The sequence below is a fragment of the Eubacterium ramulus ATCC 29099 genome (assembly GCF_000469345.1).
Lineage (GTDB): Bacteria > Bacillota > Clostridia > Lachnospirales > Lachnospiraceae > Eubacterium_I > Eubacterium_I ramulus.
The window spans coordinates 1-25,475 of record NZ_KI271191.1 but is presented as its reverse complement, the minus strand read 5'-3'; the positions used below and the strand labels follow the sequence as shown (position 1 = coordinate 25,475).

Here is a 25,475-nt window from a genome sequence, read left to right as displayed (position 1 = left end):
ACGGACGTCTTTTTTTGATTGAAAAGAAAGGAATTGTAGAAAATGAAGAAGATATGGAAACGAGTGTGTACAGGGATTCTTGCCCTGACCACGATTTTAACCGCATTACCGACTACATCGGTTCAGGCAGCGGAAACACAGTATTGGACGGAATCCTCAGAGAGAGTCGGATATATTGAACATGTGATGAATGATGGAACCATTCATTCTACATTCAATGAAGGTCACATGCGAGTAGAGGGCGAAACAGCCTATTGCGTAGATATTAACACCGGATTTAAAAATGGATATAAAACCAGACACGATGCAAGTGTCAGTATGAGTGCTGCACAGATCGAAGATGTGGCATTGTCATTGGAATATGTAAAGCAGTATAGGAGCAGTCACAGTAACCTGAATGCGAATCAGGGATATCTGTTGGAACAGTGTGTGGTATGGCAGAGACTGAGTGAGTATTTAGGCTGGCAGTGTGATAATGTCCGAGCTGCATATTCTGAGATTTCACAGGATATTCAGAATGAAGTGTATGCAGAAGCGAGAGCATTTGTACAGGCAAACAAAGGTCGCTATAAATGTGGCGGATATATCTATACTGGTGCAGGACAGGATCTTGGACAGTTTTGGGCAGAACTGAATGTCGGAAATGCGAAGGTAAAAAAGACAACTGCAAATGAGATTGTCACAAATGGAAATGCAATGTATTCCATTGTTGGAGCAACCTTTGGCATATTTTTAGACCAGAATTGTAGTAATCAGATTGGAACACTTACAACAAATGAAAATGGCGATACGAATGAAGTTGAAGTGACTGCAGGGACTGTTTATATCAAAGAGCTTTCTGCACCGAAAGGATATAAGCTGGATACGACAGTACGCAGTCTGAAAGTTGAAGCCGGAAAGACAGCCGTATTAAATGTTTCCGATGTTCCGAAAGTAACAGAGACATTGGTAGATCTGTTCAAGATTGATATGGAGACAGGAAAAGCAACCGCACAGGGTGATGCAGCATTGTCAGGAGCAGAGTTTACCTGGCATTATTATGACGGATTTTATACAAAAGATAACTTACCAGAGAAAGCAACACGTACCTGGGTTACAAAAACGGTGGCAGAAAAGAGCAGTGACGGAAGTATTCATTATGTGACAAAACTGTCAGATGCTTACAAAGTATCGGGAGATGCATTTTACACTCAGAATGAAAAAAGCGTATTACCACTTGGAACACTGACTGTTGAGGAGACAAAAGCACCAGACGGATATTTACTGGACGGAGCTTATATGCAGGCAGGAGACAGTACAGAGCAGATCAAAGGAATGTATCTGACACAGATCACAGAGGACGGAGAACTTGCAGTTCTTTCCGGAAGCAACCAGTATTCCGTATCTGACCAGGTAATCCGAGGTGGTGTGAAGATTCAGAAACGTGATTTAGAGACAAAAGATACCAAAGCACAGGGAAGTGCCACATTAAAAGATACTGCATTTGCAATTATTTCTTTGAACGAAAATTCGGTTCTGGTAGAAGGAAAACTGTACAAGAAAAATGAAACAGTTAAGACAATTCAGACAGGAATTGACGGAGTAGCAACAACATCGGCAGATTTACTTCCATATGGTAAATACAAACTGGAAGAAACCAAAGCACCGGAAGGTTATCTGACTGACGGGGCAAAAACGATTGAATTTTCGATTACGGAAAATGGAAAAATAGTGGATTTAACAGGCGAAAGCCATTCCATTTACAACCAGATTAAACGTGGAGATTTGGAGGGAGTAAAGATTGGAGCAGGCACACATAAGAGACTTGCCAATGTTCCTTTTAAGATTACGAGCAAAACAACCGGAGAGAGCCATATCATAGTGACAGATAAAAATGGTCAGTTTTCAACTGCTTCCGATTGGGCGTCTCATAAGAAAAATACAAATGCCGGAACATCCAGTGAGGACGGTATCTGGTTCGGAATTTCTGAGCCGGACGACAGCAAAGGTGCATTACTTTATGACACTTATGAGATTGAGGAGTTATCTTGTGAATCCAACAAAGGCATGAAGCTGATTCCGGCATTTGAAGTTGTTGTGAGCAGAAATAAAGTAACTATCGACCTTGGAACACTGACTGATGAGTATGAAAAAGAGATTACCATTCATACAACTGCAACAGACAAGAAAACAGGCGAAAAAGTAATTGTTGCAGGAAAGAAAGTAACGATTGTGGATACAGTTACTCTGGACGGTCTGGAAGAAGGCAGAAAGTACCAGTTAAAAGGCTGGCAGATGCTGAAAGAGGAAAATGCAGAACTGCTCATTGATGGAAAGCGTGTGGAGAGTGATTACACTTTTGTTGCTGATAGCGAGAAAATGAAAGTAGAGATTTCTTATACGTTTGATGCATCAGAACTTGGCGGACAGAATCTGGTTACATTTGAAGAATTATATGATCTGAAGAATCCGGAAGAACCTGTAAAAGTTGCAGAGCATAAGGACATTGACGATGAAGGTCAGACCGTCCTGATTACGGAGCGAAAGATTTCGATTCATACCACAGCAACGGATAAGAACGGTAAGAAAGAGGTGGAAGCCGGAAAAGATCTGACGATTGTGGATACGGTTACTTTAGAGGGATTGGAAATTGGTACGAATTATAAGTTGTCCGGTTGGCAGATGGTTAAGGCAGAAAATGCCAAGTTGCTCATTGATGGCAAAGAGGTTACCAATGATTATGAATTTACAGCGGACAAGGAAAACATGGAAGTGCAGATTGAGTTTACTTTCAACGGCAGCACGCTTGGAGGAAAGCAGCTTGTAACCTTTGAAGAACTGTATGATATGACAAATCCGGAAGAACCGAAAAAGGTAACAGAGCATAAGGACATCAACGATGAAGGTCAGACTGTAACCATCAAAGAAGTACCGGAAACACCAACCCCAGAGACACCGGGTACTACTACAAAGACAAGTAATCCTCCGAAAACAGGAGATACGGAAAATGCAGCTTTATGGATAGCCATTCTGGTATTGTCAGCAGCCGGAATCACGGGAGTTCGTATCTGGAATAAAAAGAAACAGGTTAAGAGATTAGGAATTGAAGAAAAGAAAGAAGAGGAGGAGTAAAACAAAGGCGGCGATAAGCTGCCCTTTGATGATGAAATGGGAAAAAATCAGAAAGCAGTAAAAGTATTACAGCGTTTATTTGATGCTGGGTATGGAACGGAAAAAGAGATTGTCAATATGACGATGGATGAGATGCTTGCTTTGCCGGGAGTGAATGTAGCAGATTTGTGTATTATCAGTGAGTTACAGAAAAGCATTAAGACAAACAAAGTGATAAGCTATTTGTCAGGAAAAACAGAAGCAAGGGAAAAAACGAAAGGAGCAGATTATGGTGGAACAACATAAATGTTTGGAAATGACATTATCACAATTGAAATCATATGTGGAATCTTCAGAGAGTAATGTCCTTCTGGTTGTAGAATTTCCAAAAGGAGATCAGAACAATGGAGAATGAATTGGAAGTTGTGAATATCCGTTTGGTAAGAGAACCATCTCTTTATAGTGAGCAGATATTGGATAGTCCACAGGCTGTTGTAGAATTGATGGCGAAGGAGTTATCGCAATATGACAGAGAAGTATTTTGTATCCTGAATATGAAAAATAATGGACAGGTAATCAATATGAATCTGGTTAGTGTTGGAACAATCAATGCATCTTTGGTAATTCCCAGAGAAGTTTTTAAGAGCAGTATTCTGGCAAATGCTTCTGCAATCATTGGACTTCATAATCATCCCAGTGGTAATGTGAAACCATCAAAAGAGGATATGATTGTTACGAGAAAGCTGCAGAAGTGCGGACAGCTATTGGGGATAGAATTGCTGGATCATATCATTGTCGGTGGAACTAATGGAAAGATGCTCAGCTTCCGAGAAGAAAAGATGTTGAATGTGACAGGAAGGATGGACTGGGAGAGATAGAAGAAAAAAGAATTAGAAGTTTTTATTTATTGTAATATTTCATGTAGCGGCATTAGTAAAATAGTGTCGCTACAAAAAGCTGACTTATACATTGATATTATATGCATAACTCAAAATAAAATTGTTAAAAATAGAAAAAGAAACAATATATAACGAAAAAATCTCTAAATAAGAGAATTTACATTGACTGAGAGAAGAGTAAACCATATAATAAAGGTGGAGGTGTATAAGAATGTTAGTAAAAGTAAGTGTTGAAAATTTTAAATCTTTTGATAAAGCAGCAGAGCTGACAATGATTTCCTCAAATAAAATACGAACAAATGCAAATCACAGGTTAAAGATAAAAAGTACCCAGTTATTAAAATATGCAGTAGTTTATGGAGCAAATGCATCTGGAAAGACCAATTTGGCATTGTTCTTTAAATTTTTTAAAGATAGTGTCTGCAATGGTATTCCGATAGAAGCTACACAGATGTTTTGTAAGAATCGGCAGGAGAATAAGGAACGAGAAAGTAGTTTTGAAATTCAGATTACTGTAGGTGACAAATTTTATGCCTATGGTTTTTCTGCAGTTTTAAGCAGACGAAAAGTAACCGGAGAATGGTTATATGAATTATATCAGAATGGTTCAGCAAAATGTCTCTTTGAACGAGAAGGAAGTAAACGTCCGGTGTTAAATGATGGTATTACGCTGACAAACACAGAAAAAAATAAATTTGAAACCTATGCAGATGATTTTGAAGGAAATGAAACATCTTTGTTCCTGACAGAAATGAATCGTGGAAAAAAATATAGCACACGATCTAAATTATTGTTCTTCCGGGATGTATATGATTGGATTCAGAATCATATTTCGATTATCACACCGGATACGCCATTGATTGATTTGGAATATTATTATGATGATAATTCGCTGAAGCTGATTAACAAATTGATCAAAACATTTGATACGGGTATCAGCCAGGTAAAAATTGAAGAAATTACATTGGATGAGTTATCAAATGCATTGCCAAAATCAGTATTTGATAAGATGATGCAGCATGTAAAAAATAGAATGGAAGAGCAGGAAGAACCATCATTCAGAATGACGATGAGGTCGAAGGAAACTTTCTTTAATATCGAAGTTGAAGGACATTCTGAACCGAAGGTCACAACAATCCGGTTGCATCATAATAAGTCATTTTATGAGTTCGGTTTTGATGAAGAGTCTGATGGAACAAGAAGATTATTCGATTTGATGGATATGCTGTTGAATAAACGAGAAGATGTTCTTTATGTTGTGGATGAATTGGAGAGAAGCTTACATCCGAAGCTGACAGAACGATTTTTGCAATTGTTTATGCAGCTACATGATGAGCAGCGTATGCAGCTATTGTTCACTACACATGAATCATCCATTATGGATCAGGCTATTTTTAGAAGGGATGAAATCTGGTTTGTAGAACGTAACGCAGAAAATGCAAGCTCTATTTATTCCTTAGATCGTTTCAAGGAGAGGTATGATAAAGTGTTGAGCAAGGCATATCTGGAAGGAAGATATGGTGCGATACCGGTATTTTCAACATTCGACTTTAGAGAGGAGGAGTAGCCTTGGCTCCAGTAAGAAGTTATACGAATTGGAATAGCAGAACTACAGATGAAGAAGAACAGATTGAGCCTTATCGTAAGTACTTTTTCATATGTGAGGGTGCAAATACTGAAACATGGTATTTCAAAAAGTTAATTGATATCCGAAAAGAGTTAAATATTCATCCATTGATCGATATCCGGTTACTTGAAAAAACAGAGGGAGACAGGGACATTTCATTTCCAAGACGTTTGATTGAATTTGCAGAAAATCAGAAAGAAAATCCGGAAATAGCATTTGATAAAGAACGAGATAAGATGATTGTTGTATTTGATGGAGATATTTTTGAAGAAAAAGTACTTGATTATGATGAATTGGTAGCAGAAGGTGAGAAGAATAATATATTAGCGGTTAGCAATCCGGCATTTGAACTGTTCCTGTTGTTGCATTATAAAAATTCATACGAAGATGATATTGAGCCAAATGCTGAACAGATTATCAAGAATGAAAAAGATGGACATCAGACATTTATCTATAAGTTGTTACTTGCTAGAACAGGAATCAATCCGAAGAAAAATGCTGCGATTGGAGAACTCGCGAAAAATATAGAGATTGCTATTGAACAGGAAAAGAAAATCAATGAGGATATTCATCAGTGTAAAGGACAGATTACATGTAATATAGGCCGGATTATTGATGAGATTCGGAAGGATGATGGAAAATAAGTTGTTAGATGAAAAATAGGGGTGGAAAGATACAGTATGAAAGCAGATAATATAAAAAATATAATCAGTGACATAGATCATCTACCGTATAGAGCAATTTTATTTGATGGAACATGGGGAATTGGAAAATCTTATGCGGTAAATGAGGCATTAGAAGCAAATCCCAATGTTTGTAAAATATCAATGTTTGGTTTGAAAGACACTAGGCAAATATATCATGAAGCTTTATTTCAATTGGCTTTAAAGAATAATATTGGTGGGAAAATAGGTGAAATAGCTAATAATATTTTAGATGGCGCATCAAAAATCTGGGATAAAGTTGGTCAGGCAAAGGAAGCAGTACAAAGTATAGTCAATGAAAGAGAAATGTTTCTATTATTGTCAAAAGAGTTTACTTCTGTTCATATTATTGTAATAGATGACTTGGAAAGAATGAGTGATGACATAAATTTGGAAGATATATTTGGAATTATAGAAGAACTCAAGCAATGTAATTATGTAAAAGTTATTGTGATTGCGAATACAGATGAAATACAATCAGACAAAAAAGTTGTATTTGAAAAGTATAATGAAAAGGTCATTGAAAGAATATATCATATTACAGAACGTGCAGAGAAAGTGACATGGAGTAAAATGAATATCCATGCAGACTTTGTTGAAAAATTCTTGGAAATCCATAAAGTCAAAAATTTACGGACGCTCGAAAAGGCGCAACGTTTTTTTGAAGATGTAAAATTGTTTTGTAATAGTGACATGAGTGAGCAATTTAAAGAGGAATTAAGGTTAATATGCTTTGCTGTTGTTGTGGAGAGTATAGAAAACTTGTACTATAAAGAAATTGATTCTGATAATACTGATTCTGTAGAAAAAATGACAAATACGATTGGAAATATGCTTCAGCATAGAATTGGCAGATATCTTTATGGAATAAAGTGTAGTACAAATTTGGTAGAAATGATACTGAAATATTATGAGGAAGGGGTACTAAATGAAGAACAATTGGAGGCTGAATACAAGTTATTTCTTAATTCAGGAGATAAGCCTAACTATTATAAGTCAGATGAGGAAATAAGGAGTGTATTACCTATTTTAAGAGAGAAAATGCTTGAAGCAAAGAGTTTGGCAGAATTAAATGAATTTGCAGATGCGTATGTTGTTTGGAGTGATGTTTTAGAGGAAAATAATGAAAGTGTTTTATCAGAATATAGAAATATTTTAGAAGAAATGCTGGAAAAAACTGTCTTAGATGGGAAAGAGGAAATGCTATCGTATTCATATGATTTGTTTCACATGTCATCGGAAAAGACAAAAAGAATATATCAAGAAGAAAATAAAGAAACGATGAAATTTTTAATAGAGACATATGTGGGATATTTGAAAAAAACAACTCATGGGAAAAAGGCTTATGAGTATTCATATAAACTTAGAAATAATTTTGATAGTAGTTATTATCATGATATTATCATATCAGAGATAGACAATTTGTATAATAAAATTTCTTTTCCAGTAGACAATGTGGATGAGGATAGATATCATACGTGTTATAATATTATGTATGTTTTGTATCATTCAGATGCTGAAAAATTCTTGCAGTATTGTGAAAAAATAAAAGAAGATTGTGATAATATGTCAAGGCATAGAATAGATGTTTTGATTGAGGAGATAGTAAAAAAGTAAAAGTAAATTTACATAGCCAGTTGGTTCCAACTCAAGGAATCACCTGGCTATTTTCATGCCTGGGTATTATCCCGAATAATATCAATCTAAGGCAAGAAAGGAGATGAAAATTATGCCATATATACCACCATCGGTCGTGCGGGAGGTCAAGCGGATGGATTTGCTCACGTACTTGAAAAATTATGAACCATACGAATTGGTTCACTTTTCTGACAACACCTACACTACCAGAACACACGATAGTTTGAAAATATCAAATGGGAAATGGATGTGGTGGAGTCAGAGAACCGGTGGCAGATCAGCACTGGATTATCTGATCAAAGTAAGAGGATACAGTTTTTTAGAGGCGGTTGAATTGCTTGCAGAACGGGCAAATATTCAGCCGCCTCTTTCTGTATCTGAGAATGTTCCGATGGAGAAACAGTTACTGTTGCCAAAGAAAAATCAAGATGATCAGAAAGTGATTGCGTATCTTTTAGGACGTGGGATTGATAAGGAAATTATTCAGTTTTGTTTGGAGTCCGGAAGAGTTTATGAAAGTGCATTTCATCATAACGTAGTGTTTGTAGGGATGGATGAGAAAGATAATCCGAAATATGCAGCTCTTAGAGGAATCGGAACCAGCTTTATAGGAGAAGCAAATGGAAGCGATAAGAATTATTCTTTTTCCATTTTTGCAGAGAAATCCAATGATACGGTGCATCTGTTTGAGTCAGCCATTGATTTATTATCCTATGCGACGTTGCAGAAATTAGACGGGAAAGAGTGGAGGAGAGAACATTTATTGTCACTGGCAGGTGTCTATCAGCCAGCAAAAGAAATTGAAAAAAGTAAAGTCCCTGCAGCGTTGGCCAGGACATTAAAAATGCATCCAGAGGTGAAGACAATCGTTCTGCATTTGGATAATGACCGTATTGGAAGACTTGCCACAAAAGCAATTTCTACAGTACTTCCGAAGCAATATCAGATAAAAGATGTACCACCAAAACAAGGAAAAGATTACAACGATCTGCTCTGCATCAAGTTAAATCTGGCAATTACAAAGAGAGAAAAAAGCATGAAAAAGAATATGTCTGGTCATGAAAAATATGAGAGATAGAAGGTGAAAAAAGATATGAAAATTGCAAGATATGAGCTGAAGGTTGTGTATAAGAAAGAACTGATTTTGATGATGGAAGACGATGTAGACAGCGAAGATTTGTTGAAGATTTTTTGGGAAACACAGTTGAAAGAGGAAAAAGAACAGAGTGAATTACTTGGAATTATTGCTGAAAAAATGTCAGAAGAAAGCTGTACGGAGCAGTGTGAAAGTTGTCAAAAGTATTGTCCGGCAAGTGAAGAATGTATGGAAACTGATGAAAATGTACGATGCACAAAGTGTGAATACTTGTGTGAAACTTGCGGGATTTGTGAATTGAAAGAATAAAAAAAGCAAGTGCTTTTTCGGCAAGTAAATCTTCTGATACCCGGAACAGTGAGACGGGTGCAGAAGAATACACAATACCAGCAAGCAACGCCTTTGGATTGCCACACAGGTTTCCTGTCTGGCAGTCTGCGGCAGCTTGTCAGGGAGAATCCCTGAAACCCTCAGAAAATGAAAAAGGAGAAAGTAACAATGTTGAAGTTTATTTGTGGAGTATTAGTAGGTGGCATTATAGGAGTAGTGTTGATGTGCTTGTTGCAGATTAACAAGATTCGGTAGACAAAAAGAAAGGAGATACAAGATGCAGGTTGAAGTATCAATGAAAGACAAGAAGAAAGCAGAAAGACGGTATCAGGAATATTTAAAGAAAATGAACAAGAAGAAGGGAGAACAGAAGAAATGATTGTAAAAGAGATGATAGCAGAAAAGGTATTTGCGGAAGGTGTAGCAAAAGACATTCGGAATTTTCTCCCAGCTAAATATGAGAATGCAGAATTTCAGGTAATGCAGATGAATAAAAATAATGGAGTCCAGATGGTAGGAGTACAGGTAAGACTACAGGAAGAAAATGTGTGTCCAGTTGTTTATGTAGAGCCGTTTTTCAATGAAATACGTCTGGGTGAACCTGTTGAGAAAGTGATGAATGAAATTGCAAAATGCATGGAAGAAGCAGGCAATGCTCCGTTTGTGCACAACGGTATCAACCCAATGGATTATGATTCAGTGAAGGAACATCTGGCAGTGATGCTTGTAAACACCCAGGCAAACAAACGAATGTTACAGGAAATGCCTCATGAAAATATCGAAGATCTGTCGGCTATCTGTTATGTGGATTTTCCGGTAGAGTCTAACGATGGAAAAGCGACTATGAAGGTGAAAAATGAACATCTTAAGATGTGGAATGTGGATGCAAAAGAAATGTTCCATCAGACCAGAGCAAATACCCAGCCTGTAAATACACCGATTCTTCAGTCAATGGACGAAATGATGTTGAGTATTTTTAATGAAGAAGGACATGCAACAAATTTATTAGATGAAAATGTTGATTTTGGATTTCGTTCACATGATATGTTGTATGCACTTACGAATGTAGAAAAGCAATATGGGGCATCTATGATCACGCAGCCAGAAGTTTTAAATAAATTGGAACAGCTTTTTCCAGAAGGATTTTATGTGTTACCGTCATCTGTGCATGAAGTTCTGATCGTTCCGGATAATGGAGAGATGGAACCGAAAATGCTTGGTGAAATGGTACGGGAAGTAAATAAAAATGAAGTGGAACGGCAGGAAGTCCTTTCAGACAGAGTTTACAGCTACGATAAAGAAAAACACCAGATTCGCCAGGAACCAGATTCTATACAGAAAGTAAAGGAGATGGAGCGTTGAGAAAACGTAATGTAGCAATCCTTTTTCGATTGAACAAAAAAGAAGCAGAGGTATTGGATAAGAAAGTAAAGAAAAGTGGACTGAACCGGGAAGCTTACCTGAGACAGTTGATTTCCGGTGTTGTTCCAAGAGACGCACCGCCACCAGATTATTATTCCATGATGCGGGAACTTCATAAGATTGGAAATAACTTAAATCAGATTGCACAGAAAGCACATGTGTTAAATGTGATAGATGTGCAGCGTTACGATCAGGAAGTGTGGAAGTTCAATGAAGCGGTCCGTAAGATTACAGAAGCAGTAATACTTCCGGAGAAAAACGAATCATGGCAGTGACATCAATCTGGAGCATCAAAGGTTGGATTGGAAAAGTAATCAATTATGCGGAAAATCCAGATAAGACCAAAGAACAGACGAGCCAAGAACTGATTTCAGAAAGTGAAACCGGGCAATTACAAGGACTTAATGATGTGATTACCTATGCGGTGAATGCAGAAAAGACCAGACTGAGACAATCTAAATCAATGGAAATGGAAGTTGTCGGAGAATCGGAAGAACTGATGGAACAGTATGTATCGGGACTTAATTGTGCACCGACAACCGCCAGAGAAGAAATGATTGCAGTCAAAAAGCGTTTTGGAAAGGAGGACGGAATTGTTGCGTTTCATGGCTATCAGTCTTTTGCACCGGGAGAATGTAATCCGGCAATGGCACATGAGATTGGAAAGAAGCTGGCAGAAGAATTGTGGGGCAGTCAGTATCAGGTATTGATTGCGACTCATTTGGATAAGGCGAATCATCTGCACAACCATTTTGTGGTGAACTCAGTTTCATTCATTGATGGGAAAAGATACCACAGGACAAATCAGGATTACCGGGATATGCGGATGGTGTCAGACCGTTTATGTAAAGAATACCAGTTATCGGTTGTGAGGCAGCCAGAACAGGGAAAAGGAAAACATTATGCCGAGTGGCAGGCAGAACAGGATGGGAAGCCGAGTTATCACAGCATGGTAAAGGCAGATGTTGACGAGGCAATCCGAAAGGCGAGGACTGAAAAACAGTTCTTTTTTTATTTGCGGGAAAAAGGATATTCTTTTAAGTTTGGGAAAGACATTACCATTCGTCCGGAAGGGCGGGAGCGTGGTCTGAAGTTAAAGCGGAATTTTGGAGAGAATTATTCACTGGAAGCAATCAGGGTTCGGACTCTGGAAGAAAATGAATTACCTGCCGAGAAGAAATTTCCGGTTCAGAGGCATTACCGGATTAGGGTATCCGGCAACTTCAAGCAGACAAGAAAAATCGGAGGACTTCGGGGATTGTATCTGCATTACTGTTATCTTTTAGGAATCCTACCGAAGAATCGCCCGTCAATATCTGCTAAACAGGTGCATGTATTGTTCCGGGAGGATTTATTAAAACTGAATACCGTTTCTAAAGAAACGAAGCTGCTTTGCCATTATCACATTGATACTGCGGAGCAGCTTTTTTCATTGAAAGACCATTTACAGAAACAAATGGAGCAGTGTGCGGAGGAACGGAAGCACTTGCGTTATAAGATTCGGGCAGACAGACCGGAAGAAGAAATACAGGAAATGAAGGAGCAGATAAAAGTTCTGACAGAGAAAATTGGAACGCTCAGAAAGGAGGCAGCACTTTGTGATGGAATCGCCGCACGTTCCAAGGTAATCGAAGAAAAATTTAAGATGGTGCGGGAAGAAAAAGAGCAGAAGGAGGAACAAAGGCATGAACACATCAGGCGAAGCCGCTGATCAGGTGGTACGAATGTCATTGGAAGTCGGTGAAGCAGCATTGAAGATCAGTGGCACAGGAGCGAAGCATCTGGCAGTGATGCTGTATGCAGTCTTAAAAGAGAAGAAAAAGACAAAAGGCAGAGTAAGACTTGAAACATTGGTTAAATCAGGTAGACCACTGACGGTATTTTCAGTGAAAGAAAGTGATCTGAAACAATTTGTTCAGGAAGCAAAACGATATGGCGTGTTGTACTGTGCAGTCCGAAATCCAAGAGGAAGCAGTGACGGATTGATAGATGTGATTGTAAAGGAAGAAGATGCACCAAGAATCAACCGTATCGTAGATAGATTCCAGTTTGCATCTGTAACAGAAGCAGCGAAGATTAAGACGGAAATTGAGCGGACACGTGCAGAAAAAGCAAAAGCCGGAAAATCAGAGAAGCAGGAAAAGAAGCCGGAAAAAGTACAGGTTCAGCAAGAAAAACAGGGACAGGCAGAGCCGGAAAAAGATTATCCGCAGAAATCCAAGGAGGATCAGCTTATGGACGAGTTGTTTGGAGAGTCGGTGAAGAAAGAGGGTAAGGAGCAAAACCCTTCTTTGGCAAAGACGACCAAATCCCGTCTGTCCGAGCCTACCTCAAAGAAGCAAGAGAAAACCGCAGAGGGTACTTCTAAGTTATTTACCCCGGAAAAACCAGAGAAACCATCGGTCAGAAAGGAACTTCGGGAAATACAGAATGCAAGGAAGAAAGAAGCGGAGCGGCGTGAGAATAGAAATGATCCGGTGAGAAATCAGGGAAATAAAGACCCGAATCAGATTCGCCACCAGCAGCCACAACAGAAACGAAAACCAAGGAAAGGGAAAGAGAGGTAAATTTTATGGATAATAGTTTTGATTCTTTATTAAATGCATCGGCTGTACCACAGGATGAAAAGGTACAGGCATTTATTGCGGAAAGCAAAAATAACAGGAATCGCTGCTATGAGTTGTCAGAGCAGGTAACCGCACAAGTGGCAACGGATGGGAAAATGCTGCAGAAGTATCTGGATGTACAGAGTACCTTTGATCGATATACTACCAATAATGCACTTCTGATTCTGGCACAAAGACCAGATGCACAGAAATTAGGTGACTATGGATACTGGAGAGATCATGGATTTTATTTAAAACGTATGGAACAACAGAATCCAGTTCTGATTTTAGAGCCAGGAAAAACATATAAGCGTGAAGATGGTACAGTTGGAAATTATTATAATGCGAAAAAGCTATATGATATTTCTCAGACAACAATGTCCGATACTACAATTCAAAAGTCAGAATATGAAGAACATGATTTAATCCGGGCGTTAGTCAGTACCCCTCCGGTAAATATTGTTGCAGCAGAACCAGAACAGATGCCGGATGAAAAAGGAGCATTTTTTAAACCGGAAGAAGGTTGTATTTATGTAAGAAAAGGGATGAGTGCACAGGAAATCTTTCAGAATCTTGTGCCGGAATTGGTATTTGCCGGATATGCGGATGGAAATCCACACTATGATAAAAATGAAGATGCATTTCATGTATCGTGTGCGTCTTATATGTTGTGTAAAAAATATGGAATGGATACCAGTCGATATAATTTTTTACATGCACCAGAGTTTTTTGAAAAAATGGAGACTCAGGAAGTGAGAGTGGAACTTTCCAGAGCCAGAGATGCAGCGAATACAATTTCTGCAAGAATGGCAAAGGTACTGGATCAGAATCGGAATGCAACTTACCGACAGTCAGAGGCTGAAAAAAACGGGCAAGACAGTTCTGAAAATGTGAAAGATAAGAAAGAAAATCCAGAGCCTGAAAAGAAAGAACAGAAATCCAGAGGACAACATAGAAAAGAAGCACGCTAGAAAAATTCGGGAAAGGAGAATGCAAAATGAGCAGTGATACGATTACGTTAGAACTGGATAAATATGAGAGTGGCGTAGTGTTCCATTCCCTAAAGGACAAGCGGAATCAGATGCTGAAAGAGGGAAAAGATACGGAGCTTGTCGATGACGTTTTAATGAAAGTCATTGAGAAAATCGAAGTACCGTCGGAGAAGGAAAAGCGAGGACGCAGAAGCCATGAAGAACGATGATGAGCAGAGCAGTCTGATGTTGGCGGTAATTGGAATTATCCCGGTTATCTGGTTTGCGTTACTTGTCGCACCTTATCTTTCGTCTGGTCTTATGGGGATTCTGGATGGAGTCCCGGAAGCAATGAACCATCCGTTTTCCATTCGGTTATGTGGGGACAGTGTAAAAACTGTCCTTATTTTTTTGCTGTCTTACGGCATGGGAATCGGGATTTATATTTCTACCAAGAAACATTACCGACGAGGTGAAGAACATGGTTCTGCTAAATGGGGAAATGTGAAGAAAATAAATCGCAGATACAAGGAGAAGCGGTTTACAAAAAATAAGTTGCTGACCATGCATGTGCAGATCAGTTATAACATGAGGAAACATTTGCGAAATGTATTGACGGTTGTGATTGGTGGTTCCGGTTCAGGGAAGACCAGATTTTTTGCAAAGCCGAATCTGATGCAGGCGAATACTTCTTTTGTGGTTTTAGATCCAAAAGGAGAAAATCTAAGAGATACTGGGTATCTTCTGGAAGAAAAAGGATATGAGGTAAGAGTGCTTGACCTGATCAACATGGAAAAGAGCCATTGCTATAACCCGTTTGTATATCTGAAGGACGATAACGATGTGCAGAGATTGGTAACGAACCTATTCAAAGCGACTACACCCAAGGGAAGTCAGTCAAACGATCCGTTTTGGGATACTGCAGCTTCCATGCTGTTGCTGGCACTGATTTTCTATTTACAGTATGAAGCACCAGAGGAAGAACAGAATTTTCCGATGGTAATGGAAATGTTACGTGCCGGAGAAGTCAGAGAAGACGATGACCAGTATCAGTCACCACTTGATGAATTATTTGAGCGGTTGGAAATGAAAAATCCAGAACACATTGCAGTGAAGTATTACAAAGATTATCACTCTGGTAGTGCAAAAACATTAAAGTCCATTCAGATTACACTTGCAGCAAGACTTGAGAAATTTAACTTATCCAGTCTGGCAGCACTGACCGCAACGGACGATTTAGACCTGCCATCACTGGGAGAGCGAAAAGTGGCTTTATTCGCGTTAATCCCGGACAACGACACCAGTTACAACTTTCTGGTGTCAATTTTGTATACCCAGTTATTTCAGCAGTTGTTCTATCTGGCAGACCATAAATATGGAGGGAGACTTCCGGTTCATGTGCATTTCCTCATGGACGAATTTGCAAATGTTTCACTGCCTGATGACTTCGATAAGATTCTGTCTGTGATGCGTTCCAGGGAAGTGTCAGTCAGTATTATTTTGCAGAATCTGGCGCAGTTAAAAGCATTGTTTGAGAAGCAGTGGGAAAGCATTATGGGAAATTGTGATGAATTTTTATATTTAGGCGGCAATGAGCAGGGAACACATAAATATGTCAGCGAACTTCTTGGCAAGGCAACGATTGACACGAACACCTATGGAAAGTCAACGGGACATTCCGGGAACTATTCCACTAATTATCAGAATACAGGGCGGGAGCTGATGACACCCGATGAAGTTCGCATGTTGGATAACCGATATGCGATTCTTTTTATTCGTGGAGAAAGACCAATTTTAGACGAGAAATTTGATATTTTAAAGCACCCCAATGTGGGACTTACAACTGACGGAAACGGAAAACCATATCTGCATGGAGCAGTTGACCGGGCAGTGGCAAGTATTTCACTGGGAGACAGCTTGGAAGGCGAGTTCACAGATGATTCTCTGGAAGTGGAAGATTATGAATTATTATCCGATGAAGATCTGGAAGAAATCATTCAGAAATATCAGTAAATCCAAGAAAAATATATAGGAGGCTATCAAAAAAATGAAGTTAGATATGCGAAAGAAGCAGGAGAAGAAAGAAACAACAAAATCAACGAAGAAGCTGCCAATGACAGCAAAAATGAAACGTGCCATGGCAGTGTATATTGCAATGGTACTGATTATGACAGCAGGAGCAAGTACCGTATTTGCGGCAGACGATCCACTGACCGTTATCAATAATCTGTCCACGTTTATCTTTGGACTGATTCGTGCCATCGGAATGATTTTGTTGGGATTTGGAATTGTGCAGGTCGGTTTATCACTGAAATCTCATGATCCAAGCCAGAGAGCGAATGGATTCCTGACACTTGCAGGCGGTGTTATTATTACATTTGCAAAAGAAATCCTGAATCTGATTACAGGTTAAGAAGAATAGGAAATAAGGAAACGGGACGGTGCAGGTCCGAAAGGAATCGCACCGCCCAGGCTAAGACAGGAGGTGTTTAGAAGGTGTCAGATAACTGGGTAGTACAGAACTTGCAAAATGCCTTGGATACCTGGAACAGCAAACTTGCAGAAATCTGGCAGATACTCACACAGTCACCGGAAACCTTTAAGGGTGGCGGTATCTGGCAGGTGATTGTGCAGATCCATGGAGCATTGCAGGCAATCGGCTATGCTTTGTTAGTGCTTTTCTTTGTAGTCGGAGTGGTCAAGACTTGTGGAAGTTTTACAGAGGTAAAAAGACCGGAACATGCATTGAAAATTTTTATCCGTTTTGCGATTACAAAAGGCGTAGTCACGTATGGACTGGAGCTGATGATGGCATTATTCAATATCATACAAGGAGTGACCAGTACGATTATGCAGACCGCAGGATTTGGAAGTACGGAAGATACCGTTTTACCGGACGAAATCATAGAAGCGGTAGAAGATTGTGGATTTTTTGAAAGTATTCCTCTATGGGCGGTGACGTTGATCGGTGGACTTTTTATTACAGTTCTGAGCTTCATTATGATTATGAGTGTATATGGAAGATTTTTTCGATTGTATCTTTACACAGCGATTGCACCGATTCCATTATCTTCATTTGCAGGAGAGCCGAGTCAGAATATCGGAAGAAGTTTTTTGAAGTCATACGCAGCAGTGTGTCTGGAGGGAGCAATCGTGGTACTTGCCTGCATTATATTTTCATTGTTTGCATCATCACCGCCAGTTGTCAATCCAGATGCAGCAGTAGTCACTATGGTGTGGAGCTATATTGGAGAGTTGATTTTCAATATGCTTGTACTGGTCGGTGCGGTGAAGATGTCAGACAGGGTAGTGAGGGAAATGATGGGATTATAAAAAACAGAGTATGTATGGTAAGAAACCGTACATACCCTGTTGTATGTTATGAGCCTATTCTACAATGTCTTTGCTGTCATTATATCTCATATTTCCCTGAGAATCGAAATGAACAGAATCTAATGGAATCCCTCTTTGTCTGGCACGAGAAATCTGGAAGGACATATCGTCTTTCATAACTTTGTAGTATTGATGTTCCTGCCATTTGCGTCGCAGAGCAAAAATCCAGCTGAGAACAGAAAAGGCAGTCAGCAGATAGAGGATTGCAAATGCAAGTTTCTCATGAGTTGCTGCCCATGGATTCAGAATTGTGGAAACAGCAAGAAAGTATAACAGCGGTAAGGTCAGATTTAATCTGGCAGCAATCCGAAACAGCAGAGAAATCAGGAATAGAGCAACGGTAACAACAAGTGAAATCATAACAGTGATTGGCATAGGTCAGTCCCCCTTTCATTTACCCAAAGTGTAACAGAACAGAAAAAATATAACAAATGTGCGATTTGGAGGTGTATCGTTTTGGAAGTAAAAATTAACAAGGAAATCAGGGATTACACGGAAGCAATCTTTTTCGGATTGTCCCTGAGACAGTTTATCTTTTCAGGATTAGCCTGCGGGATTGCCGTTGGGCTTTATTTTTTGCTTCACCCATACATGAGCATGGAAACAGTGAGCTGGATTTGTGTACTGGGAGCTGCCCCATGTGTAGTGTTCGGGTTTGTAAAATATCATGGAATGACAGCGGAGCAGTTTATCTGGGCATGGATAAAATCAGAAATCCTGATGCCGAAAAAACTGGTGTTCCGGTCAGAAAATCTTTATTTTGATGCGGTAGAACCAGTCATTAAAAAATATGAGAAAGAAAGTCTGAAGAAGGAGGGACGCAAGAAGAATGATAAAAACGCTGAGTAATATTTTCAAGCAGGATAAAGAAAAATTTGTAATTCCAAGAAGCGTACAGCAGGTAATTCCCATCGAGACTATCTGGTCAGACGGGATTTTTAAAATCGGGAGAAATAAATTTGCACGTACTTATAAATTTACAGATATCAACTACGCGGTGGCAAGCAAAGTAGATAAGGAAACCATGTTCCTGGAATATATGGATTTATTAAATTCTTTCGATTGCGGTGGAACAACAAAAATAACGATCAATAATCGCCGCTTGAATAAGGTGGATTTTGAAAAAGCAATCCTGATTCCGATGCAGGAGGACGGACTGGATTTATATCGGAAAGAGTACAACAATATGCTTTTAGATAAGGCAACCAGTTCCAACAGCATGGTGCAGGAAAAATATGTGACAGTATCCTGCTATAAGAAAACAATCGAAGAAGCCAGAACGTATTTTGCACGAGTGACAACAGAGCTGAACAGTCATTTTGCAAGATTGGGTTCCAAATGTGTAGAGATAAATGGAGAAGATAAGTTACGGATTCTGCACGATTTTTACCGTACAGGAGAAGAATCTGGTTTCCATTTTGATATTCAGGAGAATATGAGAAAAGGACACAGCTTTAAAGATTATATCTGTCCGGATACCTTTGAATTTGAAAAAGATTATTTCCGCATGGGAGATCGTTATGGAAGAGTACTTTTTCTTCGTGAGTATGCTTCTTACATCAAAGACGATATGATAGCAGAACTGACCGACATGAATCGAAATCTGATGTTGAGCATTGATGTGATTCCGGTTCCGACTGATGAAGCAGTACAGGAAGTGGAAAAACGTTTGTTAGGTGTGGAGACTAATATAACAAACTGGCAACGACGCCAAAATGCCAACAATAACTTTTCCGCAGTGATTCCTTATGATTTGGAACAGCAGAGAAAAGAAAGTAAAGAGTTCATGGACGATTTAACCACACGTGACCAGCGTATGATGTTCGGTATACTGACTATGGTGCATACGGCAGAATCGAAAAAACAGCTTGATGCAGATACGGAAACACTTCTGACAATCGGACGGAAAAAGTTATGCCAGTTTTCTGTTCTGAAATTTCAGCAGATGGACGGACTGAATACAGCACTACCCATCGGACACCGGAAGATTCCGGCAGTCCGCACACTGACTTCGGAGAGTGTAGCAGTGTTGATGCCATTCCGGGTGCAGGAGATTATGGACGCAGGTGGAATCTATTGCGGTGAAAATGCAATCTCCCATAACTTAATCATGTGTAATAAAGAAAAACTGTTAAATCCAAACTCATTCCTTTTAGGAGTACCGGGAAGTGGAAAATCCTTTAATGCAAAAATGCAGATTGTATTCCTGGCACTGGCAACGCAGGACGATATCCTGATTTGTGATCCAGAGCGAGAGTATGCATCATTAGTTGAAGCAATGGGCGGAGAAGTGGTTCGCATTGCTGCAGGAAGCCGGGACCATATCAATGCAATGGATATGGTAGACGGATATGGAGATGGCGGTGATCCAGTGATTGAGAAGTCACAGTTTATTTTATCTCTGTTTGAACAGTTGGATAAAAAAGGAATCAATGCAAAGGAACGTTCCATTATTGACCGATGTGTGGGAGAAGTTTATGAGGAATATCAGCATGGCGGAGCAGTGCCGACTTTGCGGGTGTTGCGTGAAAAATTTTTAGAACAGGAAGAACCGGAAGCACAGGATTTGGCACTGGTATCAGAATTATTTACCAATGGAAGTCTGGACGCATTTGCACATGAAAGTAATGTTGATGTGAATAACCGTATCATGGTATACGACATTCTGGATTTAGGAAAACAGTTAAAGACCATGGGACTTCTGGTAATCACTGATGCAATGTTGAACCGGGTAACGGAGAACTGGAAACAGGGAAAGCGAACCCATATTTTTTTAGACGAGTTTCATGTAGTATTTGAAAATGAGTATTCCGGAGCATTTTTTAACTCTGCATGGCGAAGATTTCGTAAGCGTAATGCATTCCCGACAGCAATCACACAGAACGTGGAATATCTGTTAGATTCTGTTCTTGCAAGTACGATGATTTCCAACAGTGAGTATATCGTGATGCTTAATCAGGCAGAGCCGGACAGAGCAAAGTTGGCGACACTTTTGAATATTTCTACAGAGCAAATGGGATATATCACAAATGCAGATGCCGGTTGTGGTCTGGTGAAATATGGAAGTTCGCTTGTACCGTTCGTCAATAGATTCCCAACCAATACAAGGTTGTATAAACTGATGACCACAAAGCCGGGAGAGGACAGTATCAACCGGGGAAGAATGTAAAATTAAAAATATTTTGAATAATGAAAAGCAAGGCACTGAAAATCGTCACAATTTGTGGCGTTTTTTAGTGCCGGAAAAGGAGCCAAATATGTCAGAAATCAGATTTTCATCAAAGGAACACGAAAAGTTTTTTTATCAGATGTTAGCTAAATGCGGAAAGCACGACAGTTATTACAGTTCATTTTTCTATTGTGTGGGAATTTCTGAAGATACCAGAAATCATGTTGATCGCATGTTTGATTTTAAAGAGCGTTTGATTAAACCAGAAGCATTGCATGAAGGGTGGCAGACAGGCGGTTCGGCACGATTGACCAGACTGGCTTTCAACTTGTGGAATGGATATGTGGAGAAGGGAGAAGAAAGTCTGTCTACCCCATACGAGATGTTCGATTGTGGCTATGCATCATATTTTTATGAAGCAATCCGCATGAAATACCCGGAATACTGCCGGGAACTGCCACAGGTGAGCAAAAAAGAAACTAATCATGAACGCTAGATAAAGATTCAAATGGAGAAAAGCGATGGATCGTAAGATAAAAACACGCCAAGTCCATAAGGATATTAAAGTATTAGATAAGACAGTTACAGTGACAGACCATGTTAAGCAGTCCTATGTCAGAACAAAAGAAAATATCATGCAATCGACGGAGAAATCTAGTGATAGAGAGAATAATCCGGTAGGTTATGCAGAAGATGCGGCCAGCAAGTATGCTGACCGCATCTTTCACGAAACAGGGCATCAGGTACGCAGACAGGCAGAAAAGCTTATTGAACGGAAGAAAGGGAAAACTTCTGTTTCTTCAGCAGGCGAAGAAACAGTTTACCAGCCGAAAGAACAAATACGACCAGTACCGCCTTTAGGCGAAGAAAAGGCACAGGAGCAGGGGAAAGAACTTGCCGTCAAAAAAATCAAGACCATTGAGCGAGATAAAAGAACCATCAAGACCGGGAGAGTATCGGAACAGGTAGTAAAGAATACTGGAAAAGGTACCATCAAGACTTCTGGGAAAGTGATCAAGACTGCAGAACAAACAGCAAGGACCAATATCAAAACATCGGAGCAGATAGCAAATGCTTCTGTCCAAGCAATGCATTATTCCATGAAAAAGGCAGAAAAAGCAGTGCAGACAGTAAGACAGACAGCACGAGATACCAAGATTGCAGTGAAAAAGACAGCAAAAGCGGTAACACATGCGATAAAAGCGTTGATTGAAGCCACAAAAGCATTAATGAGTGCATTGACTGCAGGTGGTTGGATTGCGGTTATGATTTTGATTATCGTCATTTTATTTGGTGGTTTTCTATGCATGACAGGTGGGGATAATTCCAGTACGGTTTCTTCGGTTAGTGCAGAAGTAGAAGCATATGAACCACTAATCCGACAGTATGCAAATCAATATGGCATTGGAGAGTATGTGGAACTAATCAAAGCCATTATGATGCAGGAATCAGGCGGGAGAGGACTTGACCCGATGCAGTGTTCAGAAGGGAGCTTTAATACAAAATATCCCAGACAGCCAAATGGAATCACAGATCCAGAGTATTCGATTTCTTGTGGTGTGCAGGAAATAAAAAGCTGTCTGGAACGTGCATGGGTAAAAAATCCTCTGGATATGGAAAATATTAAACTGGCATTGCAAAGTTACAATTATGGAAATGGATATCTGGAATGGGCGAAAGCCAGAGGTGGATATACCCTTGCGAATGCAGCAGAATTTTCTGATATGATGGCACAGAGAATGGGGTGGAGCAGCTATGGGGACAAGCAGTATGTACCACATGTGCTTCAGTATTATGCATTTGGAAGAATCCCAACAGGTATCGGTAATCAGGCAATCGTTCAGGTGGCAGCATCGCAGGAAGGAAAAGGCGGAACAACCTACTGGAGTTGGTATGGATTTGGAAGCCGGGTAGAGTGGTGTGCCTGCTTTGTGTCCTGGTGTGCAGAACAAAGCGGTTATATCCAGAGTGGAGTGATTCCGAAATTCTCTCTTTGTTCGGACGGTGTGAAGTGGTTTGAAAGTAAAGGTAGGTTCCGTGATGGAAGTTATACCCCGGCGGCAGGAGATATTATTTTCTTTGACTGGGGAAATAATGGAACGATTGACCACGTTGGAATTGTAGAGAGTGTCAGTGGAGGAACCGTAAATACCATTGAAGGCAACAGTGGAGATAAAGTGGCAAGACGAAGTTACAGTATTGGAAGCAGTAACATCTATGGATATGGTGTTCCGGCATATTAAAAGGCAGGAGAAAAAGTGTGATAGTCTAATGGTGAATCTGGAGTATACAATTCCTGAAAATAGACTTGACTTTTAAGTATTACAAGTGTAAGATTTAAGAAACAAAAAATTAGAAGAAAGGAATATCTATGAAAAGAAGACGGAAAAAGCAAAATATCCAAAAATCTTACGCTTGTAAGATTTTTGGGCTGATAGTAGCTATAACAGTAATTGCTGTTTCAGGAGGTGTTTTATTAAAAAGGACGATAACGGAATCACCAGAAGACACACTTATGGAATATATGAACCATATTGAAAAAAAGGAATATGAAGTAATGTATACTATGATAGATTCAGATGAAAAAGTTTATCTGACAAAAGAAGAATACATACAACGAAATTCTAAGATATACGAAGGAATAGAGGTCAGTGACATTAAAATCAGTCATATAGCTGTGAAAGAGAAAAAAGCAGATACAGTTACGCTTTCGTATGAAACATCATGTAATACAATTGCCGGAACAATACAATTTGACAATATGGCGGAACTGAAGAAGACGAAACAGGGATATAAATTAGTATGGCAGGATAGCCTGATTTTTCCAGATTTAGAGAGTGATGATAAAATAAGTGTTACTACATCAAAAGCGGAGAGAGGAGAAATATTAGACCGAGATGGTAAAATGCTTGCAGGAAAAGGAGTAGCAACATCAGTTGGCATTATACCGGGAAAGCTGGAAGACAGGAATGTATCTATTGAAAAAATAGCGGAGTTATTAGAGATAGATGTAGAAACAATAAATAACAAACTCACAGCAAAGTGGGTAAAAGAAGATTCTTTTGTACCAATTGAAACTATTCCGAAAGTAGAAGAAATAGATTTAATGAAAATACAGCCAGAAGAAAAGACACTTGAGGAGCAGGATTGTCAGAATAAACTTTTGGAAATTCCAGGGGTTATGCTATCAGATGTGGAAGTTAGAACCTATGAGTTAGGGGAAGCAACAGCTCATTTAATTGGTTATGTACAGTCTGTAACAGCAGAAGATTTGGAAAATCATCCAGGGGAAGGATATTCAGCTGAAAGTGTAATCGGAAGATCTGGGTTGGAAAAGTTATACGAAAAGCAATTAAAAGGAAAAGATGGTTGTGATATAAAGATTTTGGATAGTGATGGGGAAGTAAAAGAGGTTCTTGCAAGTATTTTTAAAGAAGATGGTATGGATATAAGATTAACGATAGATTCCGATTTGCAAAAATCATTATACGAGCAGTTTAAAGAAGATCCGGGGTGTTCTGTCGCAATGAATCCTTATACGGGAGAAGTATTGGCTTTGGTAAGTACCCCATCTTATGATAATAATGAATTTATACGGGGCTTATCATCAGAGAAATGGACATCATTAAACGAAGATGAAAAGAAGCCATTATATAATCGTTTTCGTCAAGTATGGTGTCCTGGCTCAACATTCAAACCAGTTGTGGCAGGAATTGGGTTGAAAACGGAAAGCATAGATCCAAAAGAAGATTTTGGAAATGAAGGTTTGGCATGGCAGAAAGATTCGTCTTGGGGATCTTATCAAGTGACAACACTTCATGAATATGAACCGGTTATTATGAAAAATGCAATTATCTATTCTGATAATATTTATTTTGCAAAGGCAGCTCTTAAAATTGGTAGTGAGAATTTTATGAATACTTTAAATGAAATAGGATTTAATCAGAATATGCCGTTTGAGATTGCGATGCAGGAATCAACATATTCCAATACAGATAAAATAGAAACAGAAATACAATTGGCAGATAGTGGTTATGGGCAAGGTCAGATTCTTGTAAATCCATTACATCTGGCAAGTATTTATACTTCATTTTTAAATGAAGGGAATATGATAAAACCGTATTTGAAATACAAAGAAGAAGCATCCGGTGAAACATGGATAGAAAATGCGTTTAGCAAAGAAAATGTAGAAGAAATTATGCAAGGGGTGGAAGGTGTTGTAAATGATCCGGAAGGAACCGGATATGCTGCACATCGTGACGATATTTTGCTGGCTGGAAAAACAGGGACAGCCGAGTTGAAGGCAACGAAAGAAGATACTTCTGGCAAAGAAATCGGGTGGTTTTCGGTGTTTACGGCAGATAAAAGCGTGGACAAACCAATTCTTCTTATCAGTATGGTTGAGAATGTGAAAGGAATCGGTGGAAGTGGTTATGTTGTTAAAAAAGATGCAACAGTATTGGATGAGTATTTTGAAGAATAAAATATTTTTATGGGAAATTATTACATATGTAAGATATTTGCGATGAT

The 25,475-nt window shown here is 39.2% G+C and carries 24 protein-coding genes; 23 read left to right on the top strand and 1 reads right to left on the bottom strand.

What is annotated here, in order from left to right:
- Positions 1 to 42 precede the first annotated feature (42 nt).
- The 18 genes from HMPREF0373_RS15385 to HMPREF0373_RS15305 all read left to right on the top strand — a co-directional run bounded on the left by HMPREF0373_RS15385 (position 43) and on the right by HMPREF0373_RS15305 (position 17,716).
- Positions 43 to 3,111: a VaFE repeat-containing surface-anchored protein gene (locus HMPREF0373_RS15385; protein WP_021740726.1), complete on the top strand. Its 3,069-nt coding sequence runs from the start codon at positions 43 to 45 to the stop codon at positions 3,109 to 3,111.
- 36 nt (positions 3,112 to 3,147) lie between these two features.
- A complete protein-coding gene (locus tag HMPREF0373_RS15380) occupies positions 3,148 to 3,396 on the top strand; it encodes a hypothetical protein (RefSeq protein ID WP_021740725.1) in 249 nt (82 codons plus the stop codon).
- A 98-nt stretch (positions 3,397 to 3,494) separates the two neighbouring features.
- Complete coding sequence (locus HMPREF0373_RS15375; RefSeq protein WP_021740723.1) at positions 3,495 to 3,968, top strand: JAB domain-containing protein; 474 nt, start codon at positions 3,495 to 3,497, stop codon at positions 3,966 to 3,968.
- Between the two features lie 232 nt (positions 3,969 to 4,200).
- The gene (locus tag HMPREF0373_RS15370) at positions 4,201 to 5,556 is read left to right on the top strand and encodes an AAA family ATPase (RefSeq protein ID WP_009268661.1); all 1,356 of its coding nucleotides are present in this window, start codon (positions 4,201 to 4,203) and stop codon (positions 5,554 to 5,556) included.
- A 2-nt stretch (positions 5,557 to 5,558) separates the two neighbouring features.
- Positions 5,559 to 6,260, top strand: coding sequence for an RloB family protein (locus tag HMPREF0373_RS15365; protein WP_021740722.1), 702 nt, complete (start codon positions 5,559 to 5,561; stop codon positions 6,258 to 6,260).
- Positions 6,261 to 6,296: 36 nt separating this feature from the next.
- A complete protein-coding gene (locus tag HMPREF0373_RS15360; RefSeq protein ID WP_021740721.1) occupies positions 6,297 to 7,937 on the top strand; it encodes a P-loop NTPase fold protein in 1,641 nt (546 codons plus the stop codon).
- Between the two features lie 112 nt (positions 7,938 to 8,049).
- On the top strand, positions 8,050 to 9,036 hold the full coding sequence (locus tag HMPREF0373_RS15355; RefSeq protein ID WP_117688318.1) for a DUF3991 and TOPRIM domain-containing protein: 987 nt from the start codon (positions 8,050 to 8,052) through the stop codon (positions 9,034 to 9,036).
- A gap of 15 nt (positions 9,037 to 9,051) precedes the next feature.
- Complete coding sequence (locus HMPREF0373_RS15350; protein ID WP_044964961.1) at positions 9,052 to 9,363, top strand: hypothetical protein; 312 nt, start codon at positions 9,052 to 9,054, stop codon at positions 9,361 to 9,363.
- Positions 9,364 to 9,531: 168 nt separating this feature from the next.
- Positions 9,532 to 9,639, top strand: a complete 108-nt coding sequence (locus tag HMPREF0373_RS16605; RefSeq protein ID WP_081695286.1) for a DUF3789 domain-containing protein — start codon at positions 9,532 to 9,534, stop codon at positions 9,637 to 9,639.
- A 120-nt stretch (positions 9,640 to 9,759) separates the two neighbouring features.
- The gene (locus tag HMPREF0373_RS15345; protein ID WP_021740717.1) at positions 9,760 to 10,746 is read left to right on the top strand and encodes a DUF5688 family protein; all 987 of its coding nucleotides are present in this window, start codon (positions 9,760 to 9,762) and stop codon (positions 10,744 to 10,746) included.
- On the top strand, positions 10,743 to 11,081 hold the full coding sequence (locus tag HMPREF0373_RS15340) for a plasmid mobilization protein (RefSeq protein WP_021740716.1): 339 nt from the start codon (positions 10,743 to 10,745) through the stop codon (positions 11,079 to 11,081). The genes HMPREF0373_RS15345 and HMPREF0373_RS15340 overlap by 4 nt, the downstream gene beginning before the upstream one ends.
- On the top strand, positions 11,072 to 12,517 hold the full coding sequence (locus HMPREF0373_RS15335; RefSeq protein WP_021740715.1) for a relaxase/mobilization nuclease domain-containing protein: 1,446 nt from the start codon (positions 11,072 to 11,074) through the stop codon (positions 12,515 to 12,517). The genes HMPREF0373_RS15340 and HMPREF0373_RS15335 overlap by 10 nt, the downstream gene beginning before the upstream one ends.
- Entirely contained in the window at positions 12,492 to 13,373 is an 882-nt protein-coding gene (locus tag HMPREF0373_RS15330) for a DUF3801 domain-containing protein (protein WP_021740714.1), read from the top strand. The genes HMPREF0373_RS15335 and HMPREF0373_RS15330 overlap by 26 nt, the downstream gene beginning before the upstream one ends.
- Before the next feature lie 5 nt (positions 13,374 to 13,378).
- On the top strand, positions 13,379 to 14,383 hold the full coding sequence (locus HMPREF0373_RS15325; protein ID WP_021740713.1) for a hypothetical protein: 1,005 nt from the start codon (positions 13,379 to 13,381) through the stop codon (positions 14,381 to 14,383).
- 26 nt (positions 14,384 to 14,409) lie between these two features.
- Positions 14,410 to 14,613, top strand: a complete 204-nt coding sequence (locus tag HMPREF0373_RS15320; protein WP_006426173.1) for a hypothetical protein — start codon at positions 14,410 to 14,412, stop codon at positions 14,611 to 14,613.
- Positions 14,600 to 16,396, top strand: coding sequence for a VirD4-like conjugal transfer protein, CD1115 family (locus HMPREF0373_RS15315; protein WP_021740712.1), 1,797 nt, complete (start codon positions 14,600 to 14,602; stop codon positions 16,394 to 16,396). The genes HMPREF0373_RS15320 and HMPREF0373_RS15315 overlap by 14 nt, the downstream gene beginning before the upstream one ends.
- A 34-nt stretch (positions 16,397 to 16,430) precedes the next feature.
- On the top strand, positions 16,431 to 16,796 hold the full coding sequence (locus HMPREF0373_RS15310) for a hypothetical protein (protein ID WP_006426171.1): 366 nt from the start codon (positions 16,431 to 16,433) through the stop codon (positions 16,794 to 16,796).
- An 83-nt stretch (positions 16,797 to 16,879) separates the two neighbouring features.
- Positions 16,880 to 17,716: a hypothetical protein gene (locus HMPREF0373_RS15305; protein ID WP_021740711.1), complete on the top strand. Its 837-nt coding sequence runs from the start codon at positions 16,880 to 16,882 to the stop codon at positions 17,714 to 17,716.
- Between the two features lie 54 nt (positions 17,717 to 17,770).
- On the opposite strand, the gene HMPREF0373_RS15300 is transcribed toward HMPREF0373_RS15305, so the two are convergent.
- On the bottom strand, positions 17,771 to 18,151 hold the full coding sequence (locus HMPREF0373_RS15300; RefSeq protein ID WP_021740710.1) for a hypothetical protein: 381 nt from the start codon (positions 18,149 to 18,151) through the stop codon (positions 17,771 to 17,773).
- Positions 18,152 to 18,232: 81 nt separating this feature from the next.
- Between HMPREF0373_RS15300 and HMPREF0373_RS15295 the strand changes: the two genes are divergently transcribed.
- The 5 genes from HMPREF0373_RS15295 to HMPREF0373_RS15275 all read left to right on the top strand — a co-directional run bounded on the left by HMPREF0373_RS15295 (position 18,233) and on the right by HMPREF0373_RS15275 (position 25,428).
- On the top strand, positions 18,233 to 18,625 hold the full coding sequence (locus HMPREF0373_RS15295) for a PrgI family protein (protein WP_021740709.1): 393 nt from the start codon (positions 18,233 to 18,235) through the stop codon (positions 18,623 to 18,625).
- A complete protein-coding gene (locus tag HMPREF0373_RS15290; RefSeq protein WP_021740708.1) occupies positions 18,606 to 20,945 on the top strand; it encodes a VirB4-like conjugal transfer ATPase, CD1110 family in 2,340 nt (779 codons plus the stop codon). Before HMPREF0373_RS15295 ends, HMPREF0373_RS15290 begins: the two co-directional genes overlap by 20 nt.
- Positions 20,946 to 21,033: 88 nt before the next feature.
- Positions 21,034 to 21,441, top strand: a complete 408-nt coding sequence (locus HMPREF0373_RS15285) for a DUF6075 family protein (protein WP_028087880.1) — start codon at positions 21,034 to 21,036, stop codon at positions 21,439 to 21,441.
- Positions 21,442 to 21,466: 25 nt separating this feature from the next.
- Positions 21,467 to 23,188, top strand: coding sequence for a lysozyme family protein (locus HMPREF0373_RS15280; protein ID WP_021740706.1), 1,722 nt, complete (start codon positions 21,467 to 21,469; stop codon positions 23,186 to 23,188).
- A gap of 128 nt (positions 23,189 to 23,316) precedes the next feature.
- Positions 23,317 to 25,428 (top strand): penicillin-binding transpeptidase domain-containing protein, encoded by a 2,112-nt coding sequence (locus tag HMPREF0373_RS15275; RefSeq protein WP_021740705.1) that lies wholly within the window; start codon positions 23,317 to 23,319, stop codon positions 25,426 to 25,428.
- The last annotated feature ends 47 nt before the right edge of the window (positions 25,429 to 25,475 follow it).

Bases quoted from the DNA above. Each gene is read 5' to 3' on its own strand.
- HMPREF0373_RS15385 (WP_021740726.1), top strand. From the start codon at position 43: ATGAAGAAGATATGGAAACGAGTGTGTACAGGGATTCTTGCCCTGACC.
- HMPREF0373_RS15380 (WP_021740725.1), top strand. From the start codon at position 3,148: ATGGGAAAAAATCAGAAAGCAGTAAAAGTATTACAGCGTTTATTTGAT.
- HMPREF0373_RS15375 (WP_021740723.1), top strand. From the start codon at position 3,495: ATGGAGAATGAATTGGAAGTTGTGAATATCCGTTTGGTAAGAGAACCA.
- HMPREF0373_RS15370 (WP_009268661.1), top strand. From the start codon at position 4,201: ATGTTAGTAAAAGTAAGTGTTGAAAATTTTAAATCTTTTGATAAAGCA.
- HMPREF0373_RS15360 (WP_021740721.1), top strand. From the start codon at position 6,297: ATGAAAGCAGATAATATAAAAAATATAATCAGTGACATAGATCATCTA.
- HMPREF0373_RS15355 (WP_117688318.1), top strand. From the start codon at position 8,050: ATGCCATATATACCACCATCGGTCGTGCGGGAGGTCAAGCGGATGGAT.
- HMPREF0373_RS15350 (WP_044964961.1), top strand. From the start codon at position 9,052: ATGAAAATTGCAAGATATGAGCTGAAGGTTGTGTATAAGAAAGAACTG.
- HMPREF0373_RS16605 (WP_081695286.1), top strand. From the start codon at position 9,532: ATGAAAAAGGAGAAAGTAACAATGTTGAAGTTTATTTGTGGAGTATTA.
- HMPREF0373_RS15345 (WP_021740717.1), top strand. From the start codon at position 9,760: ATGATTGTAAAAGAGATGATAGCAGAAAAGGTATTTGCGGAAGGTGTA.
- HMPREF0373_RS15335 (WP_021740715.1), top strand. From the start codon at position 11,072: ATGGCAGTGACATCAATCTGGAGCATCAAAGGTTGGATTGGAAAAGTA.
- HMPREF0373_RS15330 (WP_021740714.1), top strand. From the start codon at position 12,492: ATGAACACATCAGGCGAAGCCGCTGATCAGGTGGTACGAATGTCATTG.
- HMPREF0373_RS15325 (WP_021740713.1), top strand. From the start codon at position 13,379: ATGGATAATAGTTTTGATTCTTTATTAAATGCATCGGCTGTACCACAG.
- HMPREF0373_RS15320 (WP_006426173.1), top strand. From the start codon at position 14,410: ATGAGCAGTGATACGATTACGTTAGAACTGGATAAATATGAGAGTGGC.
- HMPREF0373_RS15315 (WP_021740712.1), top strand. From the start codon at position 14,600: ATGAAGAACGATGATGAGCAGAGCAGTCTGATGTTGGCGGTAATTGGA.
- HMPREF0373_RS15310 (WP_006426171.1), top strand. From the start codon at position 16,431: ATGAAGTTAGATATGCGAAAGAAGCAGGAGAAGAAAGAAACAACAAAA.
- HMPREF0373_RS15300 (WP_021740710.1), bottom strand. From the start codon at position 18,151: ATGCCAATCACTGTTATGATTTCACTTGTTGTTACCGTTGCTCTATTC.
- HMPREF0373_RS15290 (WP_021740708.1), top strand. From the start codon at position 18,606: ATGATAAAAACGCTGAGTAATATTTTCAAGCAGGATAAAGAAAAATTT.
- HMPREF0373_RS15285 (WP_028087880.1), top strand. From the start codon at position 21,034: ATGTCAGAAATCAGATTTTCATCAAAGGAACACGAAAAGTTTTTTTAT.
- HMPREF0373_RS15280 (WP_021740706.1), top strand. From the start codon at position 21,467: ATGGATCGTAAGATAAAAACACGCCAAGTCCATAAGGATATTAAAGTA.
- HMPREF0373_RS15275 (WP_021740705.1), top strand. From the start codon at position 23,317: ATGAAAAGAAGACGGAAAAAGCAAAATATCCAAAAATCTTACGCTTGT.